Source organism: Geodermatophilus sp. SYSU D01105, from assembly GCF_054050095.1.
Map to the genome: position 1 here is coordinate 97,126 of NZ_JBJGYR010000001.1, position 21,919 is coordinate 119,044.

A 21,919-nucleotide genomic window follows, 5' to 3' on the forward strand; every position below is an offset into this window, starting at 1 on the left:
GGAACCTAGCCGCCTGGGAGCATGGACACGTGCCGTCCTCCCTGGTGTTCACCTCGGACACGCACGTCCCCAAGCGCGCGCGTGACCTACCTCATGCGTTGTGGGCCGCGATCGACGCGGCCGACGTCGTCGTGCACGCCGGTGACTGGGTGGACGTCGCGCTCCTCGACCGGTTCGAGGCGCGCGCCCGCCGCCTGGTCGCCGTCCACGGGAACAACGACCACGGTGCGCTGCGCGAGCGGCTGCCGGAGGTGGCCCGCGCCGAGATCGAGGGGATCCGCCTGGCCGTCGTCCACGAGACGGGGGACAGGAAGGGCCGGGAGGCCCGCTGCGCGGCCCGCTTCCCGGACGCCGACCTGCTGGTCTTCGGGCACAGCCACATCCCGTGGGACACCACCGCCGCGACCGGGCTGCGCCTGCTCAACCCCGGGTCGCCGACCGACCGCCGCCGCCAGCCGCACGGCACCTTCGTGACGGCGGTCGCCGCCGACGGCGCGCTGCACGACGTCACCTTCCACCCGGTCGCCCGGTGACGTCGGGGGCCGGCCCCCGCCGGCCGTGGCCCCCGGGTGCGGTGGACCTGCTGGCCTGCCCGGTCTGCGGGGCCCCGCTGGCGGCGCTGCCGGCGGCCACCGGCCTGCACTGTCCGGCCGGCCACTCCTTCGACCGGGCGCGGCAGGGGCACGTCACCCTGCTGCCCCCGGGGCACGTGCCGCCGTCGGGGGACACGGCGGAGATGGTGGCCGACCGGGTGGCCTTCCTGGCCGCCGGTCACTACCGGGGGATCACCCGCGCCCTCGAGGACGCCGTCGTCGCGGAGGGACCCCCGCCCGGCGCCCTGCTCGACCTCGGCGGTGGCACCGGGCACCACCTCGCCGGCGTCCTCGACCGGCTGCCCGACGCGGTGGGCGTCGTCCTGGACTCCTCGCGGTACGCCGCCCGCCGCGCGGCGGGGGCGCACCCGCGCGCGCTGGCGGTGGTCGCCGACGCCTGGGCGCGGCTGCCGGTGCGGGACGCCGCCCTCGACCGGGTGCTGGTCGTCTTCGCGCCGCGCAACGGCCCCGAGATCGCGCGCGTGCTGCGGCCCGGCGGCCGGCTCGTCGTCGTCACCCCCGCCGCCGACCACCTCGCCGAGCTGGTCGGCCCGCTGGGCCTGCTGCGCGTCGACCCGGACAAGGGACGCCGGCTGGCGGCCACCCTGGAGCCGCACCTGAGGGCCGGCGCGGCCACCGGGCACCGCGAGGTCCTGCACCTGGACCGGACGGCGGTGCGCACGCTCGTGGGCATGGGCCCCCACGCGCGGCACCTGGGTGCGGACGCGCTGGCCGCGGCGGTCGCGCGGTTGCCCGAGCGCTCGTCGGTGACCGTGTCGGTCGACGTCACCACCTGGGCCCGCGAGGAGTGACCCGTGGAGTCGGTCACGGTCGGGTCACGGCGCTGCGGCCCTGACCGGCGCGCCTGCCCCCGTCGGCGGGAGGTGTCACACAGGCACCGCATATGCTGCGACGGTGACGATCGCACCGGCGCCGATCGTGAGCCGGCCGAGCCCGGCTCACGAGGTCGAGAAGGGCTCGCGGCTCTCGAACCTGCTGCGGACCACCGACCACAAGACCATCGGCCTCATGTACCTGGCCACCTCGTTCGCATGGTTCATGATCGGCGGGCTGATGGCCCTGCTGATGCGTGGCGAGCTGGCCCGGCCGGGGCTGCAGTACCTCTCGCCCGAGCAGTACAACCAGCTGCTCACCATGCACGGCACGGTGATGCTGCTGTTCTTCGCGACGCCGCTGTTCTTCGCGTTCGCGAACCTGATCATGCCGCTGCAGATCGGTGCCCCCGACGTCGCGTTCCCGCGGCTGAACTCCTTCTCCTACTGGCTGTTCCTGTTCGGCAGCACGATCGCCGTCTCGGGCTTCCTGACCCCGGGCGGGGCGGCCGACTTCGGCTGGTTCGCCTACACGCCGCTGTCCGACGTCACCAACAGCCCCGGCGCCGGGGCCGACCTGTGGATCGCCGGCCTGGCCGTCTCCGGCCTGGGCACGATCCTCGGTGGCGTCAACTTCATCGCGACCATCGTCTGCCTCCGCGCGCCGGGCATGACGCTGTTCCGGATGCCGATCTTCACCTGGAACGCGCTGGTCACCAGCGTGCTGATCCTGCTGGCCTTCCCGATCCTCACCGCGGCGCTGTTCGCCCTGCTCGCCGACCGGCAGCTGGGTGCGCTGGTGTACTCCGAGGAGAACGGGGGGCCGATGCTGTGGCAGCACCTGTTCTGGTTCTTCGGCCACCCCGAGGTCTACATCATCGCGCTGCCGTTCTTCGGCATCGTCACCGAGATCATCCCGGTCTTCGCCCGCAAGCCGCTGTTCGGCTACAAGGGCATGGTCTTCGCCACGCTGGCCATCGGCGGTCTGTCCCTGACGGTGTGGGCGCACCACATGTACGCCACCGGCGCGGTGCTGCTGCCCTTCTTCGCCTTCCTGACCTACCTGATCGCCGTGCCGACCGGCATCAAGTTCTTCAACTGGATCGGCACCATGTGGCGGGGGCAGCTGACCTTCGAGACGCCGATGCTGTTCTCGATCGGCTTCATGGTCACCTTCCTGCTCGGTGGCCTGACCGGCGTCCTGCTGGCGTCGCCGCCGCTGGACTGGCACGTGTCCGACAGCTACTTCGTCGTGGCGCACTTCCACTACGTCGTGTTCGGCACCGTCGTGTTCGCCGCGTACGCCGGGATCTACTTCTGGTTCCCGAAGATGTGCGGCCGGATGATGGACGAGCGGCTGGGCAAGCTGCACTTCTGGCTGACCTTCATCGGGTTCCACGGCACGTTTCTGGTCCAGCACTGGCTGGGCAACGAGGGCATGCCGCGCCGCTACGCGAACTACCTGCCCACCGACGGGTTCACCACGCTGAACACGGTCTCGACGATCTTCTCGTTCGTGCTCGGCGCCTCGACGATCCCGTTCCTCTACAACGTCTACAAGTCCTGGCGCTTCGGGGCGCTGGCGCTGCGCGACGACCCCTGGGGCCACGGCAACTCCCTGGAGTGGGCGACGTCGTCCCCGCCGCCGCGGCACAACTTCCTGGAGATCCCGAAGATCCGCTCCGAGCGCCCGGCGTTCGAGGCGCACTACCCGCACCTCCTCGAGCGCCTGGAGCGGGAGAAGCACGTCGGCGGCCGGCACAAGCCCTACGCCGGCGTCAGCGAGATCGGGCTCACCAGCGGCGAGCGCCAGGGCTCGCGCGACCCCGACCCGACCTGAGGGAGGACCTCTGCCCCCGCTCACGGCGGGACCCTGCAGGGGGCCGTTCCAGCTCGTCACCAGCGACACCCCGTCGGCCCCGGCCGGCGGGGTGTCGCCGCGTGTGCGGCACCATGAGGCCGTGCCGCTCGAGCCCGCGCCCCGCACGCCGCCGGACCCCTGCCCGGAGACGCCCCGGGCCCTGCTGACCGTCACCGGTGTGGACCGGCCCGGCGTGACCGCGCGGCTGTTCTCGGCGCTGGCCGAGGCCGGGGACGGGCGGCGGGCCATCGAGGTGGTCGACGTGGAGCAGGTCGTGGTCCACGGCCAGCTCGTGCTCGGCGTGGAGGTCACCGCCGTGCGGCTGGACGGCGGGCCGCCGGTCGACGAGAGCGCGTTCCTGTCCCGCCTGGCACGTCTGGCCGCGGAGGTCGCCGACGCCACCGGCATGCAGGTGCAGGTCGACTCGGTCGACGAGGAGAAGCGGCCCAGCGGGCGCGCGCACCACGTCATCGTGCTGGGCCGCCCGGTGCCTCCCGCCGCGGTGGCCGGGGCCGCCTCGGCCGTCGCGGGCCTCGGCGGCAACATCGACGCCATCCGCCGGCTGTCGGACTACCCGGTCCTGAGCTTCGAGCTGACCGTCTCCGGCGCCGAGGCCACCGAGCTGCGCACCGCGCTGGCCTCCGTCGCGGCGCGCACGGGCGCCGACATCGCCGTCGAGCAGGTGGGCCTGACCCGGCGCAGCAAGCGGCTCATCGTCCTGGACGTCGACTCGACACTGGTCCGCGGCGAGGTGATCGACGAGCTGGCCGCCCGCGCCGGCCGCGCCGCCGAGGTCGCGCGGATCACCGCCGCGGCCATGAACGGCGAGCTGGACTTCGCCGAGTCCCTGCGGGCCCGCGTCGCCGCCCTCGCCGGGCTGCCGGTCGAGGTGCTCGACGAGGTGCGCACGGCCCTGGTGCTCACGCCGGGGGCGCGCACGCTGATCCGGACGCTCAAGCGGCTGGGCTTCCGCTGCGGCATCGTCAGCGGCGGCTTCACCCAGATCACCGACCCGCTCGCCGAGGAGCTGGGCCTGGACTTCGCCGCGGCCAACACCCTCGAGGTGGCCGAGGGCAAGCTCACCGGCGGGCTGGTGGGGGAGATCGTCGACCGCGCCGGCAAGGCGCGGGCGCTGGCCCGGTTCGCCGGCGAGTACGGCATCCCGCTCGACCAGACGGTGGCCGTCGGCGACGGCGCCAACGACCTCGACATGCTCAACGCCGCCGGGCTGGGGATCGCCTTCAACGCCAAGCCCTACGTCCGCGAGCAGGCGCACACGGCGCTCAACCAGCCCTACCTGGACGCCGTCCTGCAGGTCCTCGGCTTCACCCGCGACGAGGTCCTCGACGCGACCTGATCTGTCGGCACTCGCGGTGTTCCCGCCGCTCCTGCGGTGCTGCAGCGCCCCAGGAGCGGACGGGACACCGCGAGAGGCGTTCCCCTCAGCCGGGCTGGTGGACGGCGCCCTCGAGTTCCACCCCCGCCGTCCGCAGTTGCTGGAGCGCGGCCTCGACGGTGGCGTCGCTGACGCCGGCGGTGAGGGGGAGCAGCACCCGGGTGGCGAAGCCCTCGCGGACGGCGTCGAGCGCGGTGGCGCGGACGCAGTGGTCGGTGGCGATGCCGACGACGTCCACCGCGTCCACCCCGTGCCCGCGCAGCCAGTCGGCCAGCGGCACGCCCTCGGAGCTGCCCTCGAACCCGGAGTAGGCGGCGGAGTGGTGGCCCTTGTCGAAGACCGCCTCGATCGGGTCCCGGTCCAGCCGCGGGTGCAGCTCCACCCCGTCGCTGCCGGCCACGCAGTGCGCCGGCCAGGTCTCGACGAAGTCCGGCTCCTCGTGGAAGTGGTCCCCGGGGTCGATGTGGTGGTCCCGGGTGGCGACGACGTGGGCGTAGTCGCCGGCGTGCGCCCGGACGTGCGCGCTGATCGCGTCGGCGACCGCCGTGCCGCCGGCGACGGCGAGGCTGCCGCCCTCGCAGAAGTCGTTCTGCACGTCGACCACGACGAGTGCGCGGGTCATCGCGGACCTCCTCAGGCCGTCACGGTCTCGATGGCGCAGTCCCCGCGGGAGAGCGCCCACGCCTCGGCTGGCAGCGCCGCGCGCGCCCGCTCGTGGTGGGCGCGCGCCTCGGCCAGCGCCTCGCTCGGCGTGGCGGGGGCCAGCACCGCGCCGCCCTTCACCAGCGGGACGACGAGGTCGCGGTCGCCGTCCTGCGGGGCGACCGGCGCGCTGCTGATGACCTCCGCCGTCGCCGTCCCGGAGGCGTCGTGCCGGCGGACGGCGTGCTTGCGGCCGCCGACGGAGTTCTTGCCCTCCGACTTCTTGGCCACCGGCACCCCGTCACGCTCGACCAGCTTGTAGACCATCCCGGCCGTGGGGGCACCCGAGCCGGTGACCAGGGAGGTGCCCACCCCGTACCCGTCGACCGGCGCGGCCATGAGCCCGGAGATGGCGAACTCGTCGAGGTCGCTGGTGACGATGATCCGGGTCGAGGTCGCGCCCAGGGAGTCGAGGAGCTCACGGGCGTGCGTGGCCAGCGTGGGCAGGTCGCCGGAGTCCAGCCGGATCGCGCCGAGTCCGGGGCCTGCGACCTCGACCGCCGTCCGGATGCCCTGGTCGACGTCGTAGGTGTCGACCAGCAGCGTCGTCCCGACGCCGAGGGCGGCCACCTGGGCGCGGAAGGCCGAGGCCTCGTCGTCGTGCAGGAGCGTGAAGGCGTGCGCGCTGGTGCCGGTCGTGGGGATGCCGTAGCGCCGGCCGGCCTCGAGGTTGGACGTCGAGGCGAAGCCGACCAGGTGGGCCGCGCGCGCGGCGGCGACGGCGGCCTCCTCGTGCGTGCGGCGCGAGCCCATCTCGATGCACGGCCGCTCGCAGGCGGCGGCCACCATGCGGGCGGCGGCCGAGGCGATCGCGCTGTCGTGGTTGAGGATCGACAGGATCAGCGTCTCCAGCAGCACCCCCTCGGCGAACGACGCCCGGACGGTGAGCACGGGTGAGCCGGGGAAGAACAGCTCGCCCTCGGTGTACCCCTCGACGTCGCCGCTGAAGGCGAAGTCGGCCAGCCAGTCCAGCAGCCGCGCGTCGGTGAGGCCCTGCTGGCGCAGCGACGCGAGGTCCTCGTCGGAGAAGCGGAACCGGGGGAGCTGCTCGAGCAGCCGCCCGGTGCCGGCCACCACCCCGTAGCGGCGGCCGTGCGGCAGGCGGCGGGCGAACACCTCGAAGACGCAGTCGCGCTCGGCGGTGCCGTCGGCGAGCGCGGCGGCGACCATCGTCAACTCGTACCGGTCGGTGAGCAGGGCAGGACCCGTCGACATGGCTCCGGAGCCTAGGCGGCTGCGGCGGTGGCGACCCGTCGAGCTCCGGCGTCCTAAGGTGAGGGTGTGGCCGGACCGCTCGCGCCGACACGGACGCCCGACGAGACCGTCGAGGAGCACGGTGACCTCGACCGACCGTGGGTGACCGTCGTCTGGAACGACCCGGTCAACCTCATGAGCTACGTGACCTACGTGCTGCAGGAGCTGTTCGGCTACGACGAGCCGACGGCGACGACGCTCATGCTCCAGGTGCACCACGAGGGCAAGGCGATCGTCAGCTCCGGCCCGCGCGAGCGCATGGAGCACGACACCAGCCGGCTGCACGCCTACGGGCTGTGGGCCAGCTTCCAGCGCGACTCGTGAGGGCGGTCGCGTGAAGCCGTTCCGCCGCAAGGGGGACGACGTGGTGGCCCGGCTGGAACCGGCCGAGGCCCACATCGTCGCGCTGCTGCTCGACCAGCTCGAGCAGCTGCTCACCGTCGACGCCGAGGACGTCAGCGGGGACCCCGTGATCGCCCGGCTGTTGCCCGAGGGACACCGCGGGGACCAGGAGCTGGCCGCCGACTACCGGGAGATGACCGAGTCGGCGCTGCGCGCGGGGAAGGCCGACGACCTGGCCATGGTCCGGGCCACCCTGCCGCCCGACGGCGGGGCCGTGCGGCTGGACGCCGACCAGGCGGCGGCGTGGCTGCGGACCAGCAACGACCTGCGCCTGGCCCTGGGCACCCGGCTGGGCGTGACCGAGGACACCGAGCCGCCGGAGGACCTCGGTGGTGAGGAGGGCCAGCAGCTCGCCGTCTACTACTGGCTCACCGGCCTGCAGGGGTCGCTCGTCGACGCACTCGTCGCCGGTCGCGCCGGCCGAAGGTGAGCAGGACCAGCGCCACGAGCAGCGCGTCCAGCACGAACAGGACGTAGACCATCCCGTGCAGCTCCACGCCGCGGACCACCGCGCCGACGCTGGAGACCAGCAGCACCGCCGAGAGGGCGAAGACCAGCAGCACCACCAGCGAGCGCAGGGTGACCAGCAGGACCAGGGAGGCCCGGTCGGCCCCGACGTCGCTGCTGTAGTGACCGCTGCGGCGGCGCAACCCGCCGATCCCGAGCATCAGGGCCGGCGGCGCCATCAGCAGGACGCCGACGGCGATGAGCAGCGAGGGGACCACGAGAGGGCACCGTATCGGGCGGCCCCGTCCGGGCACCGCCCCGAGCCTGGGGACGTACGGGAACGCCCCCTGCCGGGGCCCGCCACGAGCCCGCGAGCAGTGGGGGGCAGGGGGTCCTCCTAGACTGGGGTCGTGCTGCGCATCGACCGCGCGACCTACGACGCCATCGTGGCCCACGCCCGGGAGGACCACCCGGACGAGGCCTGTGGCGTCGTCGCCGGCCCCGAGGGCAGCGACCGGCCCGAGCGCTTCATCCCGATGCTCAACGCCGCGCGGTCGCCCACGTTCTACGAGTTCGACTCCGCTGACCTGCTCACGCTCTACCGGGAGATGGACGACCGGGACGAGGAGCCGGTGGTGATCTACCACTCGCACACCGCCACCGAGGCCTACCCGTCCCGCACCGACATCAGCTACGCGTCCGAGCCGAACGCGCACTACGTGCTGGTCTCCACGCGGCACCACGGCGCGCAGACCGGGCTGGCGGGTGACGAGGTGGAGTTCCGCAGCTTCCGCATCGTCGACGGCGAGGTCACCGAGGAGGACGTCGAGGTCGTCGAGTCCTACCTGTTCGGCCACTCGCCGACGACCGTCGTCTACGACTGAACGAGGACCCTCCTGCCCTCACCGCTCGCAGGCTCGCGGCGGGCCCCTGCAGGAGGGCCGCAGGGGCCGCCCCCAGGAATGCCCCGCGGCGACCGGGCGTTGCCCGTCCAGACGCACGGCCCGCTGCCGGCAGCGGGCCCGCCACCCCCACACACCGAGGAGATCAGCACGCCATGGCCATCGAGGTCCGGATCCCGACCATCCTGCGCACCCACACGGGCGGCAACAAGACCGTCGAGGGCAACGGGGACACCCTGGCCGCTCTCGTCGACGACCTCGACGCCAGGCACCCGGGTCTCAAGAACCGCCTCGTCACCGAGGAGGGCAAGCTGCACCGGTTCGTCAACGTCTACGTCAACGACGAGGACGTCCGCTTCACCGGCGCCCTCGACACCCAGGTCAAGGACGGCGACTCGGTGACGATCCTCCCGGCGGTCGCGGGCGGCTGCTGAGCGCTCCGCTCGGCCCCCGCCCACCCGCCTCCCGGAAGAGCACCCCCATGGCCCGCTTCGCCTCCCTCGTCGACTCGCTCGGCAACACCCCGCTGGTGGGGCTGCCGAACCTGTCGCCGTCCCCTGACGTCCGGCTGTGGGCCAAGCTCGAGGACCACAACCCCACCGGCTCGATCAAGGACCGCGCGGCCATCTCGATGATCGAGGCGGCCGAGAAGGAGGGGAAGCTCAGGCCGGGCGACACCATCCTGGAGCCCACCAGCGGGAACACCGGGATCTCGCTGGCGATGGTGGCCCGGCAGCGCGGCTACCGGCTCATCTGCGTGATGCCGGAGAACACCTCCATCGAGCGGCGGCAGCTGCTGGAGATGTACGGCGCGCAGATCATCAGCTCCCCGGCGGCCGGCGGCTCCAACCAGGCCGTCGCCGTCGCCAAGGGGCTGGCCGCCGAGCACGACGACTGGGTGATGCTCTACCAGTACGGCAACCCGGCCAACGCCGAAGCGCACTACACCGGCACCGGCCCGGAGATCCTCACCGACCTGCCCTCCATCACCCACTTCGTCGCCGGCCTGGGCACCACCGGCACGCTGATGGGGGTCTCCCGCTTCCTGCGGGAGAAGAAGCCCGAGGTGCGGGTCATCGCCGCCGAGCCGCGCTACGGCGAGCTGGTGTACGGCCTGCGCAACATCGACGAGGGGTTCGTCCCCGAGCTCTACGACCCGACCCTGCTGGACTCCCGGTTCAGCGTCGGGCCGCAGGACGCCGTCCGCCGGACCCGTCAGCTGGTCGAGCAGGAGGGCATCTTCGCCGGGATCTCCACCGGCGCGATCCTGCACGCGGCGCTGGGCATCGCCGACAAGGAGGTGGCGGCCGGGCGCAAGGCCGACATCGTCTTCATCGTCTGCGACGGCGGCTGGAAGTACCTCTCGACCGGCGCCTACGCCGGCACCCTCGAGGAGGCGACCTCCGCGCTGGAGGGCCAGCTGTGGGCCTGAGCCGGATCTGGCTCTGCCACTGAGCCGGCTCCCGCTCCACCGCCCGAGCCGGGTCCTGCTCTGCGCCCGAGCCGGGTCCTGCTCCGCGCCCGAGCCGGGGCCTGCTCTACCGCCCGAGCCGGGTCCTGCTCCGCGCCCGAGCCGGGTCCTGCTCCGCGCCCGAGCCGAGTCCTGCTCCGGGCGTGAGCCGCGTCTCGCGGCGGCGCCCGCTAGCCTGACCTGCGTGTTGAGGGCGGCTGCGTGAGGCTCACGATCATCGGCTGCTCGGGCAGCGGGCCCGGGCCGGAGTCCCCTGCGTCGTGCTACCTCGTCGAGCACGACGGCTTCCGGCTGCTCCTCGACCTCGGCAACGGGTCCTTCGGCGCGCTGCAGGCGCTGGCCGACCCGGCCACGGTCGACGCGGTGTTCCTCTCCCACCTGCACGCCGACCACTGCCTGGACGTGGCCCCCTTCGTCGTCTGGCACCGCTACTCGGGCCGGTCCTCGCGGCAGCTGGTGCCGATGTACGCCCCGGTCGGTGCCGAGCGCCGGCTCGCGCTGGCCTACGACTCGGACGGCGAGGGCCTCACCGACGTCTTCGACTTCGTGCCGGTCGGCGCGGGCGACCTGGAGCTGGGGCCGTTCGAGGCCGCGCTGGCCCGCACCGCGCACCCGGTGGAGTGCTACGCGATCCGGCTCACCGCCGATGGCCGGTCGCTGGTCTACACCGGGGACACCGGCGCCAGCACGGCCGTCGTCGACCTCGCCCGCGGTGCCGACGTCCTGCTCGCCGAGGCCGCCCACCCCGACGTCCCGGACCTCCCGCCGGCGCTGCACCTCACCGGCCGGGAGGCGGGGGAGCACGCCGCCGCTGCGGGGGTGGGCCGGCTGCTGCTGACCCACGTCCCCGCGTGGGTCGACCGCGAGGCCCAGCTGGCGTCGGCGCGGGAGGTCTTCCCGGCCGCCGAGCTGGTGGTCCCGGGCGCCACCTACGACGTCTAGGTGCCGCGGGCCGGCGGCTCCGACCAGGTGACCCGATCGGAGCGTGTCCTGCCGCACGGCAGACGGTGGGGGAGGACGCCGCAGGTCCCGGTCGTGTCCCGCTTGCCCGCGTCACCGACGGCGGGCACGGTGGGCCGGGTGGTGGACGACGAACGGGACGGCGTGCGACTGACCAGCCTGGACGCACCGCTGGGCGACGGGCTGGAGGTCACCAAGGGCGACCTCGTCGACCACCTCGACGCGTTCGCCGACCGCCTGGTGCCGCAGCTGGCCGGGCGGCCGCTGTCGGTGAAGCGGGTCCGCCCGGGCCAGGAGCCCTTCATGCAGCGCAACGTGGCCAAGGGCGCGCCGGAGTGGGTGCGGACGGTCGCCGTCTGGTCCGCCGGCGCGCACCGCGAGGTGCACCAGGTGCTCTGCGACGACCGGCGGACGCTGCTGTGGCTGGCCAACCAGCGGGCGGTGGAGTTCCACGTGCCCTTCATCCGGGCCGACGAGGTCGAGCCGACCGGCATCGTGCTCGACCTCGACCCGCCCGAGGGCGCGGAGTTCGACGTCGTGGTGCGCGCCGCCGAGCTGGTGCGCCGGGCCCTGGCCGACTCGGGGCTGGCCGGCGCGGTCAAGACCAGCGGCTCGAAGGGGGTGCACGTCGTCGTCCCGGTGCGGGGCGCGCGGGCGGACGACGCCGCGGCGGCGACCCGGGCGCTGGCGGTGCGCGCCGAACGGCTGGACCCCGAGCTGGCGACCACGGCCTACATCAAGGCCGACCGCCACGACCGGGTCTTCCTGGACTCGACGCGGTCCTACTCCTCGACGATCGTGGCGGCCTACAGCCCGCGCATCCGGCCCGGCCTGCCGGTGTCGGCCCCGGTGGCGTGGGAGGACCTGCCGTCGGTCGGCCCCGGCGAGTTCACCGTGCGGACGGCCGCGGAGCGGCTGGGGGACGGCGACCGGTGGGCCGAGCTGCTGCCCGAGCCGCAGGAGCTCCCGGCCGACCTGGTCGCCGAGGGGCACACCATCCCGGTCGCCCGCGTCCAGGCGATGCACGAGGGCCGGCGGCGGGCGCGGGCCCGTCGCGCGGAGGACGGGCACTGACGGTTCCGCGGTCCCTCCACAGTCGGGGCCGCCGTCCACAGCCGGACCCGCCGCGGCCCGCAGGGACACCGGCCGGCGTCGCACGCTGCCGGCATGACGATCGATCCGCAGACCACCGCCTGGCTCGACCAGGAGGACGCCCACCTCGCCGCGGTCATCCGCAGCCGCCGCTGGGCGGTCCAGTACGTCGGTGCGGGGGATGAGCCGGACGAGCCGGCCTTCGGCTACACCATCGGCCTGTTCGGGCTCGGCCACCCCGAGGTGGTGCTGGCGGGTCTCGGCCCGGACGACACGCACGGCCTGCTCGACGAGGTCGCCGGGCTGGTGACCGGGGGGCGTGACCTCGTCCCCGGCGAGTTCGTGTCCTGCGCCGGGTGGGCGGGGCGCCTGTACGCCGAGGTGTGCCCCAACCCCGGCGAGGTGCTGTTCTCCGCCAACCGCTTCTACCGGCGTCCGCCGGAGTACTCGGTCCCCGCCTACCAGCTCACCTGGCCGCACGGGGACGGCACGTACCCGTGGGAGCCCGGGCACCCCTGCGGCCCCGCCTGCCAGCCCCGGCCCGGCAGGTGGCGGGCGTGAGCGGCTCCGGTCCGACCGGCGCCGGTCGCGGCTCAGGCCAGGCCGAGGTCGCGGCGCAGCTTGGCCACGTGCCCGGTGGCCTTGACGTTGTAGGCGGCCTTCTCGATGCGGCCCTCGGCGTCGACGACGAAGGTCGACCGGATCACGCCGATGACCTCCTTGCCGTAGAGCTTGCGCGGCCCGTACGCGCCGTAGGCCTTGAGCACCTGCTTGCCCACGTCGGAGACCAGGGTGATGCCCAGGCCCTCCTTCTCGCGGAAGCGCAGCAGCTTGTCCGCGGGGTCCGGCGAGATGCCGATGATGTCCAGCCCGGCCTCGGCCAGCTCCCCGGCGGCGGCGGTGAAGTCGACCGCCTGGGTGGTGCAGCCCGGGGTCAGCGCGGCGGGGTAGCAGTAGACGATCACCCGGCGTCCCCGGTGGTCGGCCAGGGACACCGGGTTGCCGTCGGCGTCGGGCAGCGTGAACTCCGGCGCCGGGTCCCCGGGGGCCAGGCGGACGGGCGCAACGTCGGTGTCGGTCACCCCGTCATCCTGCCCTGTGCGGGCGACGCCTCTCCACGGGGAAGTCCCCGGACGCACCGGGCCACCGGGCCGTCGGATGGTCGTCGCCGCAGGTCCGCGCGGCGGGCCGGGGACGGGCCGCGCGTCCCGTCGTCGTCTAGAGTGCCCGCCCGGTGGGGCGCGCGTGGGCGACCACTGCGCACCCCTCGGTCCCCGCAGCCTCTGGAGGAGATCCGACATGACCCGGTTCGTGCTGGTGCACGGAGCGTTCGGCGGCGCCTGGTGCTGGGAGCCGGTGGCTGCCGGGCTGCGGCAGCGCGGGCACGAGGTCGTGGCGGTCGACCTGCCCGGGGCCGGCGCCGACCGCACGCCCGTGGAGCAGGTGACCCTCGACGCCTACGCCGAGCGGGTGTGCGAGGCGCTGACGGCGGCACCGGAGCCGGCCGTGCTGGTCGGCCACAGCATGGGCGGGGTGGTCATCACCCAGGCGGCGTCCCGGTGCCCGCAGCAGGTCAGCCGGCTGGTGTACGTGGCCGCTTTCCTGCCGCGCGACGGGGAGAGCCTCAAGGCGCTCACCGAGCTGCCCGAGGGCGCCGGGGACGGCGTGCAGAGCAACATGACCGTGCGCGGCGAGCCGCCCGTCGCGGAGATGTCCCGGGACGCGGCCCGCGAGGTCTTCTACGGGAACTGCACCGAGGAGCAGGCGAGCTGGGCGCTGCAGCACCTCGGCCCCCAGCCGGTGCTCCCGTTCATCACCCCGGTGACGCTCGACCCGGTCGCGGCCGACATCCCCCGGCGGTACGTCCTCTGCACCGCCGACCGGGCCATCCCGCCGGCCCTGCAGCGCCGGATGGTCGAGGCCAGCCCGTGCGAGGAGGTCCTCGAGCTCGACGTCGACCACTCGCCCTGGCTGTCGGCGACCAAGCCGCTGGTCGACTTCCTGGAGGCCTGAACCCGGGCCTGGACCGGGGCCAGGACCGGGACGGGTGCCAGGGGCCGGGGTCCGGTCGCGAGGACCGGGCCCGGCCGCGCGCACGGTCAGCCGGCGAGGAAGGACAGCCGCACGTGCCGCTGCGGGTTGTCGCTGTTGGTGTCGACCAGGCAGATCCGCTGCCAGGTGCCCAGCTGCATCCGGCCCTCCAGCACCGGCACGCTGGCGTGCGGCGGGACGAACGCCGGCAGCACGTGGTCGCGGCCGTGGCCGGGGCTGCCGTGCCGGTGCCGCCAGCGGTCGTCGCGGGGGAGCAGCTCGTCGAGCTGGGCCAGCAGGTCCTGCTCGCTGCCGGAGCCGGTCTCGATGACCGCCACCCCCGCCGTCGCGTGGGGCACGAACACGTGCAGCAGGCCGTCGGCCTCGGTCCGCACGAACTCGGCGCACTCGTCGGTGAGGTCGACGACGGCCGGCATCCCGCCGGTCCGGACCGCTCGCAGCTCCGATCGCATGCCGGTGATCCTGCCGGGCCGGGAGAGCGCCCGCCCGCGGCGCACTACTGTCGGAGCACGTGACGGCGACACCGGGGAAGACCCGACCCGACGGCCGGGCGGCCGACCAGCTCCGCCCCGTGACGATCACCCGCAACTGGCTCGACCACGCCGAGGGCTCGGTCCTCGTCGAGTTCGGGCGCACCCGGGTGCTGTGCGCGGCGAGCGTGACCGAGGGGGTCCCGCGCTGGCGCAAGGGGTCGGGCCTGGGCTGGGTCACCGCGGAGTACTCGATGCTGCCGCGCGCCACCCACACCCGCAGCGACCGGGAGTCGGTGAAGGGGCGCATCGGCGGCCGCACCCACGAGATCAGCAGGCTGGTCGGGCGCTCGCTGCGGGCCTCGATCGACCTGGCCGCCCTGGGGGAGAACAGCATCGCGATCGACTGCGACGTCCTGCAGGCCGACGGCGGCACGCGGACCGCGGCGATCACCGGCGCCTACGTCGCGCTGGCCGACGCCGTCTCGTGGCTGGGCGACCGCAGGAAGCTGGCGAAGAAGGACGCCATCGTGCAGTCGGTGGCGGCGGTCAGCGTCGGCGTCATCGACGGGCAGCCGCGGCTGGACCTCGCCTACGAGGAGGACGTGCGGGCCGGCACCGACATGAACGTGGTCTGCACCGGGGGCGGGAGCTTCGTCGAGGTGCAGGGGACCGCCGAGAACGGCGTGTTCGACCGGACGGCCCTCGACGCGCTGCTCGACCTCGCCGTGGCCGGCTGCGCCGAGCTGACCCGCATCCAGACCGCGGCGCTGCAGGGCACCACCCGATGAGCACCCGGCTGCTGCTGGCCACCCGGAACCCGGGCAAGCTGGCCGAACTGCAGCGGTTGCTGGAGTCCGCCGTCCCCGGGGTGACCGTGGTCGGCCTGCGCGACGTCGAGGACTACCCGGAGGCGCCCGAGACCGGCGCCACCTTCGCCGAGAACGCGCTGCTCAAGGCGCGGGAGGCGGTGCGCTACACCGGGCTGCCCGCGGTGGCCGACGACTCGGGGCTGACCGTCGACGCGCTCAACGGGATGCCGGGGGTGCTCAGCGCCCGCTGGTCGGGGCGGCACGGGGACGACGGGGCCAACACCGCGCTGCTGCTCGGCCAGCTGGCCGACGTGCCCGACGAGCGACGGGGCGCGGCGTTCGTCTGCGCCGCGGCCGTGGCGACCCCCGAGGGGGCCGAGCGGGTGCTGGAGCGGGCCTGGCGGGGGCGGGTCATCCGGGAGGGGCGCGGCACCAACGGCTTCGGCTACGACCCGGTGTTCGTCCCCGAGGGGCTCGAGGTCACCGCGGCCGAGCTGGCCCCGCAGGAGAAGGACGCCCGCAGTCACCGAGGCCAGGCCTTCGCGGCGCTGGTCCCGCTGGTCGCCGAGCTCCTTGGCCGCGCCTGAGCCGGCCCCTCCGGTCGCCGCTCACCGCGGGGAGCCACCCACTCGACGAGCCACACCGAGGAGGACGCGGTCCGGGCGGGTGCGATTCAGCGGGCGGCCGGCGAGAAGCCCAGCCAGTCGAGCAGCTCGCCGTCCACCTCCGGGTCCCAGGCGCCGGGGTCGTCCGGGCTGAGCACCGTCCGGGCACGCTCGAGCAGGCCGGTGAGCGGACCGGCGGCGCGGCGGCGCGCGGACCAGGGGAGGGGCAGGCGGAGGGAATCGGGGCGCAGGAGGGTCACGCACCGGACGTCGGCACGAGTCCGGCGGCCCCCGAGCCCCGGACCCGGCCGGGGGACCCGATCGGGGGACAGGCGTCGCCCGGGCGGGATCCCCCGACGGGGGGGCGGGCCGTCCCGCACTCGGGCCGCCCACCGGCCCGGCCGATCCGGTCTCCGAGCACCCTGCGCGAGGCGGGTGTCCGACGGTGGGGGACCTGACATGGGGACCGCTCGGCCTCCTGCGACCACGTGGTGACCGCGGCGCTCTGCCCGGCCTTCTCGGCCGCGGAGGCATTGGCCACGGCGGCGGTGACCGAGAAGACGGTCAGCACCAGGAGGACGACGACGAGCCCGGCGGTCGCGGTGTGCGTCGACTACCCGCGGTCGCGGCGGCCCCGGAGCCGGAGTGCCCGGAGGAGGGACGTCCACGTCCGGTTGCTCATGTGCGGGGTCGAGGCGCTCGTGCGGTGGCAGCACCCCGAGCGCGGGCTCGTCCCGCCTGCCAGTTCATCCCGCTGGCCGAGCGCACGCTGCTCATCCGGGGGTGCTCGCGACGTCGGCCGAGATCGACTGCGTCGGCCGGTGAGCAGGGCAGGCGTCGGTGTGCGGGAGGGGGGAGTCGAACCCCCACGCCCGAAGGCACCAGATCCTAAGTCTGGCGTGGCTGCCGTTACACCACTCCCGCGTGGGGTGCCGAGTCTAGAGGCGCCAGCCGGAGGACCTCCGGGTCCCGGAGGTCGCGGCGCGGAGCCCTTCCGTTCCCGGATCGCCCGTGCGGGTGCCCGTGTCGAGGGGAACGCGCTGGTTCGGGCGGCGTCTGGCAGGCTGTCGCCGTGCCTCGCGACCCTCGACAGATCCAGCTGGAGATCGACGCCGCCCGTGAGTCGCTCGCGGCCACCCTGGACCAGCTGGTCGCCCGGAGCAGTCCGCAGCGCCTGAAGGCCAAGGGGCAGGCCGCCGTCCAGTCGTTCCTGCAGACGCCGGCGGGCATGGCCACGGTGGGCGCGATCGGCCTGCTCATGACCCTGGTCGTCGTCCAGAAGGTGCGGCACCGCAACGACTGACGTGCCCCGCCCGCGCCCCGACCCCGTGGGTCCGGGGCAGGAGTCGGTCTGGAGCTACCCCCGCCCGCCCTCGGCCGAGGTGACCGGGCGGCGGGTCGTCGTGGAGCTCGGCGGCCGGGTGCTGGCCGCCAGCGAGCGGGCGGTGCGCGTGTGCGAGACCAGTCACCCGCCGGTGTACTACGTCCCGCGCGCGGACGTCGCCGACGGCGTCCTGCTCCCCGGGGCCGGGGCCTCGTGGTGCGAGTGGAAGGGCGCGGCCACGTACTGGGACGCCGTCGTCGACGGCCGCCGGGTGGCGGCCGTCGGCTGGTCGTACGAGGAACCCGCCCCGCGGTACGCGCTCCTGCGCGGAGCCGTCGCCTTCTACCCGGGACGCGTCGACCGGGCCCTGGTCGACGGTGAGCCGGTCCGTCCCCAGCCCGGTGGCTTCTACGGCGGCTGGATCACCGCCGAGGTGGTCGGCCCCTTCAAGGGGGAGCCGGGCACGCTGGGCTGGTGAGTCAGGACTCCGTCGGCCGCGCGTTCTCGATCAGCGGCAGGACGACCACCTCGAGCACGCGGTCGACGTAGTCGTCGTCCACGGGCTCGCCGGTGAGCAACCACCGCTGCACGATCAGTGCGCTCGTCGCCTCGGCGGTGACCGACTGGGCCAGGCCGGGGCGGACCTCGCCGCGGGCCTCCGCGCGCGCCCACATCTCCGCGTAGGCCCCCCGCCAGACGGCGAGCGGGCCGCTCCGGAAGGCCTCGACCAGCGCCGGCTGGTACTGCATCGCGGGCAGTAGGGACCGGATGGCAGCCCCGGCGGGGCTCGCGGTGGCCTCGGCCACCAGGTGCATCATCGCGCGGAGGTCGCCCGCGATGCTGCCGGTGTCCGGCGGGGCGGCGATGAACTGGTTGAGGTCGGAGATGGTGTCGACGACCAGGTCCTGCTTGGTCCGCCAGCGACGGTAGATCGTGGCCTTCCCGACCCCGGCCTCCGCCGCGACGGCGTCCATCGTGAGCGCCCCGTACCCGACCTCGGCGAGCAGCCGCAGGATGGCCGCCCGGATCACCCCGTCCCGGCTCGGGTCACGGGGGCGCCCGCCACGGGTGGAGCGCGGCGGGTCAGTCATCTGGAGAGCGACCATGGAGTTGACCTTAGACATTCAAGTTGACGACGACCGACAGGTCTGGGATGTGTGCGTGGCGGGTGTCGTTCCGTCCCCCCGGTCGGGGGACAGCGCGCCTGTGCGGCGACCCGGACGCGCTCGGTCATCCTGCAGAGGTGGCGAGCACCCATCCCGGAGCCCGGCGCCGGGAGTACTGGCACGTCCCCGGTCACGCGAGCCGGGTCCTCCTCGGGACCGAGGACGCGCACCTGCTCGCGGAGGTGGCCCGCACCGCACGAGGGCTTGGTCTGTCGGTGTCCGCGGCGCCGGACCTCCTCGACCTCACCGACGAGGACGGTGAGCGCGGAATCGAGCGGCTCTTCCGCCGGCTCGCCCGGGAGCTGACCACCGCGGAGGCCGAGGGCGTGCGGGTGGTGACTGATCCGCCGGCCGAGCAGACGGCGCTCACGGCCCGGCTGCTGACCGCGCCCGCGCTGGCGGTCGAGCTGGCCCGCCGCGGGGTGACCGCCGACATCGGCCTGCTCGCCGAGGCCGAGCTGTGGTCGGCCTACCAGCCCATCGTGCGCCTGGGGGACCGGCGGGTCGTCGCCCACGAGGCGCTGCTGCGCGGCCTGGTGGACGGCCGGGAGGTCGGCGGCGGGGACCTGTTCTTCGTCGCGGAGTCCGCCGGCTGGCTGCCCCGGCTGGACCGCATCGGCCGCGAGACGGCGATCGCCGGTGCGGCGCCCTGGCTGGGGGACGCCGACCTGTTCGTCAACTCCCACCCGGCCTCGGTCCACCGGCCGGAGGTCTCGCTGGCCGGCACCGAGCAGGCGCTGGAGGACGCCGGCATCGACCCCGGGCGCCTGGTGGTCGAGGTCGGCGAGGTGTGGGCCGTCTCCGACCGCGGGCACCTGTTCTCCGTGCTCGAGCACCACCGCTCTCGGGGCTGGCGGGTCGCCCTGGACGACGTCGCGGCCGGCTGGTCGAGCCGGGAGCTGCTGGCCGCCGTCCGGCCGGACGTGGTCAAGCTCGGCAAGGCGCTCGTCCAGGCCCTGCCCGACGACGGTGCCCGGACGATGGTGCGGTCGGTGGTGGACGTGGCCCACCGGCTCGGCGCGCTGGTGGTGGCCGAGGGGGTCGAGGACGAGCAGGTCGCCGAGGAGGTCGAGCACCTCGGGGCCGACCTCGGGCAGGGCTGGCTGTTCGGCCGGCCGGTCACCCCCCGCTCGGCGTGAGGAGGGCCGGCCGCTCCGTGCACCGCCGGGGCCGCCCGGTGATCCTCGTGTGACCACGACCGCAGCGTGCGCGCCACGGCCCGCCCGCGCGCGGGCACGACGGCGCGTGTCGAGGGGTCCGAAGGGCCCTGGCCCGCGGGCGCCGCGTCCGCGTGCCGTCGCTCCCGTCGTCACACCATCGGAAGACGCCTCCGCCGACGGTGCATGACGAGCGCGCCGGTCAGTGCAGGCCCCAGCCGGTCAGGGTCGGGCGGCTGTGCTCGTGGCCGAGGACGCCGTAGGAGCCGGCCGGCAGCGCGAACAGCGCGCCGGCCGCCGGCTCCAGGCCGAGCCAGCGCGCGGTGAGGATCCGCAGGACGTGCCCGTGCGCGACCAGCATCACGTCGCCGTCGGCCAGCAGCGGCCGGGCCCGGTCCAGCACCCGGTCCACCCGCACGCCGACGTCGGCCAGCGACTCCCCGGGGGTGTCCCCGGCGATCGTGCCGTCGACCCAGATCGACCACGTCCGGCCCAGCTCCTCGCTGATCGCCGCCGTCGTCCGGCCCTCGTAGCCGCCGTAGTCGAGCTCGACGAGGTCCTCGTCGGTGGCCGTCGGGGTGAGCCCGGCCAGCTCGGCGGTCCGCCGGGCCCGCAGCCGCGGGCTGACCCACACCGCGGAGAAGGTCCGGTCCCCGAAGGTGCCCGCCAGCCGGCGTGCCTGCTCCTCGCCCTCGGGCAGCAGGGGCAGGTCCGTGACGCTGGTGTGCTGGCCGCTGAGGCTCCACTCGGTCTGCCCGTGCCGGAGCACGACGATCTCGCCCATCGGGCCTCCTGACTGTCTGGCGGGTCACATCCTGGAAGAGCAACCCCCGGTGCGGCAGCTGTCGCGCACCGTGGCCCCGCGGCGTCCGCCGTGGGGTGTGCCGACTCCCCGGAGGGACCATGACCACGGTCGCGCCCACTGACACCTTCGCCATCGGCGGAGACCTGACCGTCCACCGTCTCGGGTACGGCGCGATGCAGCTGCCCGGGCCGGGCGTCTGGGGTGAGCCGGTCGACCGCGCGGGCGCCCTGCGCGTCGTCCGCTCGGCGGTCGAGCAGGGCGTCGACTTCATCGACACCGCCGACTCCTACGGGCCCTTCGTCAGCGAGCAGGTCATCGCCGAGGCGCTGCACCCCTACCCGGAGGGGCTGGTCGTCGCGACCAAGGCCGGGCTGACCCGCCAGGGCCCCGGCATCTGGACGCCGGTCGGCCGCCCGGCCTACCTCAAGCAGCAGGTGGAGCTGTCGCTGCGGCACCTGCGGGTCGAGCGGATCGACCTCATCCAGCTGCACCGCATCGACCCGGAGGTGCCGCTGGCCGACCAGCTGGGCGCCTTCAAGGAGCTGCAGGACGAGGGCAAGGTCCGCCACATCGGCGTCTCGGAGGTCTCGGTGGCCGAGCTGGCGGCCGCCCGCGAGATCGTCGACGTGGTCACGGTGCAGAACCTCTACAACCTGACCGACCGGGGGTCCCGGGACGTCCTCGACTACGCCACCGAGCACGGGATCGGCTTCATCCCGTGGTTCCCCATCGCGACCGGGGACCTGGCCGCGCCCGACAGCCCCGTGGCCGACATCGCCCGCGAGCTCGACGCGACGCCGTCCCAGGTGGCGCTGGCCTGGCTGCTGCACAGCTCGCCGGCGGTCCTGCCCATCCCGGGCACCCGGTCGGTCGAGCACCTCACCGAGAACCTCGGCGCCGCCCGGCTGCGCCTCTCCGACGAGGACATGGCCCGCCTGGACGCGCTGGCCGCCTGAGCGGCGGGCCGGGTCTCCGTCAGCGCCAGCGGCGCAGGCTGCCCAGCCGGAGGCGGCGTCGGCGCGGCCGGTCCTCCGCCCGCCGCGCCGCCCGCACCGGGCGGGCGGTGACCGCGCGGCCGGCCGGGGCGGCCCCCACGGGCGCCGGCGCGGGGGCCGGCGTCGGGGTGGGCCGGACCGGGTCGTCCCCGGCCAGCGGGCCGTCGAGCTCCAGCCGGTCGGCGAGCCCGGCGGACCGCACCAGCCGCCGGGTCGCCGCGGGGGCCCCGACGACCCGGCACTGGCGCCCGGTCGGGGCCAGGACAGCGGTGAAGACGGTGAGGGCGTGCAGGGCCGAGGGGTCCGCGAACCGCGCCCCGGCCACGTCCACGACCACGCGGTGCGTGCCCAGGGCTGCCGCCTCCTGGAGGGCGGTGGTGAGCCGGTCGACGGTGGAGGTGTCCGCGTCGCCGGTCACCCGGACGACGACCTGGTCGGGGGCGGGGACGAGCGCGACTCGAAGGTGCGGCACGGGCACTCCGGCAGGTTGGTGCGAGCCGCCTGCGGGTTCGGGCAGCTGCCGTCGACGCTAGTTCCGATCGCCGATCGCCACAACTCGCAGTGGTCAGCTGACTGCGCTGTGCTCTGGCGTGTCGCGCACGACCCGCCGGAGCGGTCCG

Annotated in this window: 28 protein-coding genes and 1 tRNA gene; 19 read left to right on the forward strand and 10 right to left on the reverse strand. The window is 74.7% G+C overall.

The features are described from left to right. The first annotated feature begins 29 nt into the window (after positions 1–29). The 4 genes from ACI79I_RS00485 (at position 30) to serB (ending at position 4,644) form a co-directional block, all read left to right on the forward strand. Positions 30–533 carry a metallophosphoesterase family protein gene (locus ACI79I_RS00485; RefSeq protein ID WP_456989962.1) on the forward strand — a complete coding sequence of 168 codons (504 nt, stop codon included), beginning with the start codon at positions 30–32 and terminating at the stop codon, positions 531–533. Between the two features lie 41 nt (positions 534–574). Continuing rightward, a complete protein-coding gene (locus tag ACI79I_RS00490) occupies positions 575–1,405 on the forward strand; it encodes a putative RNA methyltransferase (RefSeq protein WP_456989964.1) in 831 nt (276 codons plus the stop codon). Positions 1,406–1,508: 103 nt separating this feature from the next. Then, positions 1,509–3,266, forward strand: coding sequence for an aa3-type cytochrome oxidase subunit I (gene ctaD / locus ACI79I_RS00495; RefSeq protein ID WP_456989966.1), 1,758 nt, complete (start codon positions 1,509–1,511; stop codon positions 3,264–3,266). A 121-nt stretch (positions 3,267–3,387) separates the two neighbouring features. Beyond that, positions 3,388–4,644: a phosphoserine phosphatase SerB gene (gene serB, locus ACI79I_RS00500; protein ID WP_456989968.1), complete on the forward strand. Its 1,257-nt coding sequence runs from the start codon at positions 3,388–3,390 to the stop codon at positions 4,642–4,644. Between the two features lie 85 nt (positions 4,645–4,729). Here the strand turns inward: serB and ACI79I_RS00505 are convergent, their stop codons facing one another. After that, complete coding sequence (locus ACI79I_RS00505) at positions 4,730–5,305, reverse strand: isochorismatase family protein (protein ID WP_456989970.1); 576 nt, start codon at positions 5,303–5,305, stop codon at positions 4,730–4,732. Positions 5,306–5,316: 11 nt separating this feature from the next. Beyond that, positions 5,317–6,600 carry a nicotinate phosphoribosyltransferase gene (locus tag ACI79I_RS00510; protein WP_456989973.1) on the reverse strand — a complete coding sequence of 428 codons (1,284 nt, stop codon included), beginning with the start codon at positions 6,598–6,600 and terminating at the stop codon, positions 5,317–5,319. A 66-nt stretch (positions 6,601–6,666) separates the two neighbouring features. On the opposite strand from ACI79I_RS00510, the gene clpS reads away from it, so the two are divergent. Then, positions 6,667–6,963: an ATP-dependent Clp protease adapter ClpS gene (gene clpS / locus ACI79I_RS00515; protein WP_456989975.1), complete on the forward strand. Its 297-nt coding sequence runs from the start codon at positions 6,667–6,669 to the stop codon at positions 6,961–6,963. Positions 6,964–6,973: 10 nt separating this feature from the next. After that, positions 6,974–7,471: a DUF2017 family protein gene (locus ACI79I_RS00520; protein WP_456989977.1), complete on the forward strand. Its 498-nt coding sequence runs from the start codon at positions 6,974–6,976 to the stop codon at positions 7,469–7,471. On the opposite strand, the gene ACI79I_RS00525 is transcribed toward ACI79I_RS00520, so the two are convergent. Beyond that, the gene (locus ACI79I_RS00525) at positions 7,410–7,766 is read right to left on the reverse strand and encodes a hypothetical protein (protein ID WP_456989979.1); all 357 of its coding nucleotides are present in this window, start codon (positions 7,764–7,766) and stop codon (positions 7,410–7,412) included. The two genes, ACI79I_RS00520 and ACI79I_RS00525, sit on opposite strands and share 62 nt — an antisense overlap. A gap of 132 nt (positions 7,767–7,898) precedes the next feature. Between ACI79I_RS00525 and ACI79I_RS00530 the strand changes: the two genes are divergently transcribed. The 6 genes from ACI79I_RS00530 to ACI79I_RS00555 all read left to right on the forward strand — a co-directional run bounded on the left by ACI79I_RS00530 (position 7,899) and on the right by ACI79I_RS00555 (position 12,474). Beyond that, positions 7,899–8,372 (forward strand): Mov34/MPN/PAD-1 family protein, encoded by a 474-nt coding sequence (locus tag ACI79I_RS00530; protein WP_456989981.1) that lies wholly within the window; start codon positions 7,899–7,901, stop codon positions 8,370–8,372. Positions 8,373–8,545: 173 nt separating this feature from the next. Beyond that, entirely contained in the window at positions 8,546–8,824 is a 279-nt protein-coding gene (locus tag ACI79I_RS00535) for a ubiquitin-like small modifier protein 1 (protein WP_456948331.1), read from the forward strand. Between the two features lie 47 nt (positions 8,825–8,871). After that, positions 8,872–9,822, forward strand: a complete 951-nt coding sequence (locus tag ACI79I_RS00540; protein ID WP_456989983.1) for a PLP-dependent cysteine synthase family protein — start codon at positions 8,872–8,874, stop codon at positions 9,820–9,822. 240 nt (positions 9,823–10,062) lie between these two features. Continuing rightward, complete coding sequence (locus tag ACI79I_RS00545) at positions 10,063–10,803, forward strand: MBL fold metallo-hydrolase (protein WP_456989985.1); 741 nt, start codon at positions 10,063–10,065, stop codon at positions 10,801–10,803. Positions 10,804–10,896: 93 nt separating this feature from the next. Beyond that, on the forward strand, positions 10,897–11,895 hold the full coding sequence (locus ACI79I_RS00550) for a DNA polymerase domain-containing protein (protein ID WP_456989987.1): 999 nt from the start codon (positions 10,897–10,899) through the stop codon (positions 11,893–11,895). Positions 11,896–11,988: 93 nt separating this feature from the next. Further along, a complete protein-coding gene (locus ACI79I_RS00555) occupies positions 11,989–12,474 on the forward strand; it encodes a DUF4262 domain-containing protein (RefSeq protein WP_456989989.1) in 486 nt (161 codons plus the stop codon). A 32-nt stretch (positions 12,475–12,506) separates the two neighbouring features. Here ACI79I_RS00555 and bcp read toward each other — a convergent pair whose 3' ends face one another. Further along, positions 12,507–12,995: a thioredoxin-dependent thiol peroxidase gene (gene bcp / locus ACI79I_RS00560; protein WP_456989991.1), complete on the reverse strand. Its 489-nt coding sequence runs from the start codon at positions 12,993–12,995 to the stop codon at positions 12,507–12,509. Between the two features lie 217 nt (positions 12,996–13,212). On the opposite strand from bcp, the gene ACI79I_RS00565 reads away from it, so the two are divergent. Then, positions 13,213–13,926: an alpha/beta fold hydrolase gene (locus ACI79I_RS00565; RefSeq protein ID WP_456989993.1), complete on the forward strand. Its 714-nt coding sequence runs from the start codon at positions 13,213–13,215 to the stop codon at positions 13,924–13,926. 86 nt (positions 13,927–14,012) lie between these two features. On the opposite strand, the gene ACI79I_RS00570 is transcribed toward ACI79I_RS00565, so the two are convergent. Then, positions 14,013–14,417 (reverse strand): YjbQ family protein, encoded by a 405-nt coding sequence (locus tag ACI79I_RS00570; protein WP_456989995.1) that lies wholly within the window; start codon positions 14,415–14,417, stop codon positions 14,013–14,015. Between the two features lie 59 nt (positions 14,418–14,476). Here ACI79I_RS00570 and rph point away from each other — a divergent pair, with 59 nt between their 5' ends. Together rph and rdgB are read left to right on the forward strand one after the other, a co-directional pair. Further along, positions 14,477–15,226: a ribonuclease PH gene (gene rph / locus ACI79I_RS00575; RefSeq protein ID WP_456989998.1), complete on the forward strand. Its 750-nt coding sequence runs from the start codon at positions 14,477–14,479 to the stop codon at positions 15,224–15,226. Beyond that, entirely contained in the window at positions 15,223–15,834 is a 612-nt protein-coding gene (gene rdgB / locus ACI79I_RS00580; RefSeq protein WP_456990000.1) for an RdgB/HAM1 family non-canonical purine NTP pyrophosphatase, read from the forward strand. Before rph ends, rdgB begins: the two co-directional genes overlap by 4 nt. 86 nt (positions 15,835–15,920) lie before the next feature. On the opposite strand, the gene ACI79I_RS00585 is transcribed toward rdgB, so the two are convergent. Together ACI79I_RS00585 and ACI79I_RS00590 are read right to left on the reverse strand one after the other, a co-directional pair. Continuing rightward, positions 15,921–16,112 (reverse strand): hypothetical protein, encoded by a 192-nt coding sequence (locus ACI79I_RS00585; protein ID WP_456990002.1) that lies wholly within the window; start codon positions 16,110–16,112, stop codon positions 15,921–15,923. Positions 16,113–16,695: 583 nt separating this feature from the next. Then, positions 16,696–16,776 (reverse strand) — tRNA-Leu (locus ACI79I_RS00590). 148 nt (positions 16,777–16,924) lie between these two features. Between ACI79I_RS00590 and ACI79I_RS00595 the strand changes: the two genes are divergently transcribed. After that, entirely contained in the window at positions 16,925–17,155 is a 231-nt protein-coding gene (locus ACI79I_RS00595) for a DUF3618 domain-containing protein (RefSeq protein ID WP_456990004.1), read from the forward strand. A gap of 1 nt (position 17,156) precedes the next feature. Then, positions 17,157–17,654, forward strand: a complete 498-nt coding sequence (locus ACI79I_RS00600) for a DUF427 domain-containing protein (protein WP_456990006.1) — start codon at positions 17,157–17,159, stop codon at positions 17,652–17,654. A gap of 1 nt (position 17,655) precedes the next feature. Here the strand turns inward: ACI79I_RS00600 and ACI79I_RS00605 are convergent, their stop codons facing one another. Next, positions 17,656–18,282, reverse strand: a complete 627-nt coding sequence (locus ACI79I_RS00605) for a TetR/AcrR family transcriptional regulator (RefSeq protein ID WP_456990008.1) — start codon at positions 18,280–18,282, stop codon at positions 17,656–17,658. Positions 18,283–18,419: 137 nt separating this feature from the next. On the opposite strand from ACI79I_RS00605, the gene ACI79I_RS00610 reads away from it, so the two are divergent. Then, positions 18,420–19,481 carry an EAL domain-containing protein gene (locus ACI79I_RS00610; protein WP_456990010.1) on the forward strand — a complete coding sequence of 354 codons (1,062 nt, stop codon included), beginning with the start codon at positions 18,420–18,422 and terminating at the stop codon, positions 19,479–19,481. A 220-nt stretch (positions 19,482–19,701) separates the two neighbouring features. Here ACI79I_RS00610 and ACI79I_RS00615 read toward each other — a convergent pair whose 3' ends face one another. Continuing rightward, the gene (locus ACI79I_RS00615; RefSeq protein ID WP_456990012.1) at positions 19,702–20,283 is read right to left on the reverse strand and encodes a histidine phosphatase family protein; all 582 of its coding nucleotides are present in this window, start codon (positions 20,281–20,283) and stop codon (positions 19,702–19,704) included. 119 nt (positions 20,284–20,402) lie between these two features. Here ACI79I_RS00615 and ACI79I_RS00620 point away from each other — a divergent pair, with 119 nt between their 5' ends. Beyond that, entirely contained in the window at positions 20,403–21,260 is an 858-nt protein-coding gene (locus tag ACI79I_RS00620; protein ID WP_456990014.1) for an aldo/keto reductase, read from the forward strand. A 19-nt stretch (positions 21,261–21,279) separates the two neighbouring features. Here ACI79I_RS00620 and ACI79I_RS00625 read toward each other — a convergent pair whose 3' ends face one another. After that, positions 21,280–21,771 (reverse strand): STAS domain-containing protein, encoded by a 492-nt coding sequence (locus tag ACI79I_RS00625; RefSeq protein ID WP_456990016.1) that lies wholly within the window; start codon positions 21,769–21,771, stop codon positions 21,280–21,282. Positions 21,772–21,919 lie beyond the last annotated feature (148 nt).

Coding starts and splice junctions, on each gene's coding strand:
- ACI79I_RS00505 (WP_456989970.1), bottom strand. CDS start 5,305: ATGACCCGCGCACTCGTCGTGGTCGACGTGCAGAACGACTTCTGCGAG.
- ACI79I_RS00510 (WP_456989973.1), bottom strand. CDS start 6,600: ATGTCGACGGGTCCTGCCCTGCTCACCGACCGGTACGAGTTGACGATG.
- ACI79I_RS00535 (WP_456948331.1), top strand. CDS start 8,546: ATGGCCATCGAGGTCCGGATCCCGACCATCCTGCGCACCCACACGGGC.
- ACI79I_RS00540 (WP_456989983.1), top strand. CDS start 8,872: ATGGCCCGCTTCGCCTCCCTCGTCGACTCGCTCGGCAACACCCCGCTG.
- ACI79I_RS00555 (WP_456989989.1), top strand. CDS start 11,989: ATGACGATCGATCCGCAGACCACCGCCTGGCTCGACCAGGAGGACGCC.
- ACI79I_RS00565 (WP_456989993.1), top strand. CDS start 13,213: ATGACCCGGTTCGTGCTGGTGCACGGAGCGTTCGGCGGCGCCTGGTGC.
- ACI79I_RS00570 (WP_456989995.1), bottom strand. CDS start 14,417: ATGCGATCGGAGCTGCGAGCGGTCCGGACCGGCGGGATGCCGGCCGTC.
- rdgB (WP_456990000.1), top strand. CDS start 15,223: ATGAGCACCCGGCTGCTGCTGGCCACCCGGAACCCGGGCAAGCTGGCC.
- ACI79I_RS00605 (WP_456990008.1), bottom strand. CDS start 18,282: ATGGTCGCTCTCCAGATGACTGACCCGCCGCGCTCCACCCGTGGCGGG.
- ACI79I_RS00615 (WP_456990012.1), bottom strand. CDS start 20,283: ATGGGCGAGATCGTCGTGCTCCGGCACGGGCAGACCGAGTGGAGCCTC.
- ACI79I_RS00620 (WP_456990014.1), top strand. CDS start 20,403: ATGACCACGGTCGCGCCCACTGACACCTTCGCCATCGGCGGAGACCTG.